At 46.4% G+C, this 511-nt stretch carries 1 tRNA gene and 2 rRNA genes; all 3 read right to left on the bottom strand.

What is annotated here, in order from left to right:
• Positions 1-93: ribosomal RNA gene (locus B9N53_RS04590) — 23S ribosomal RNA — on the bottom strand; the annotation flags it as partial.
• 183 nt (positions 94-276) lie between these two features.
• A tRNA-Ile gene (locus B9N53_RS04595) sits at positions 277-353 on the bottom strand.
• A gap of 44 nt (positions 354-397) precedes the next feature.
• A 16S ribosomal RNA gene (locus B9N53_RS04600) occupies positions 398-511 on the bottom strand; the annotation flags it as partial.

Genomic DNA, 511 nt, shown 5'->3' on the forward strand with positions numbered 1-511 from the left:
TATTTGCTCCTACTCGAGGTTTTCGTTGCTTGTCACGTCCTTCTTCGCCTCCTGGTGCCAAGGCATCCGCCTTGCGCCCTTAGTTTCTTGACCGGAAATATATACTGTTATTCGATTTTCAATGTTCATGATGTCGATTTGTTTATCGACTTTTATGACTCTGGTTAAGTCATTTTTTGACTTTTAAGAAGTCATTGGCCGTTTTTTGACAAATCATAGATTTGAAACAAAACGGCACCTGACCTACGACGCAATCGAAGATTGCTGTTAGGTCATTGGTGGGCCTGGGGGGACTCGAACCTCCGACCTCACGCTTATCAGGCGTGCGCTCTAACCACCTGAGCTACAGGCCCATAGGAACCTTAAAGTAAATACATGTTGAGCTAGCACTCCTTAGAAAGGAGGTGATCCAGCCGCACCTTCCGATACGGCTACCTTGTTACGACTTCACCCCAGTCATCAATCCTACCTTCGACTGCTCCTCAATTAGGTCACAGGCTTCGGGTATTAT

Origin of the sequence: Finegoldia magna (assembly GCF_002243175.1) — a bacterium.
GTDB classification, from domain to species: domain Bacteria; phylum Bacillota; class Clostridia; order Tissierellales; family Peptoniphilaceae; genus Finegoldia; species Finegoldia magna_J.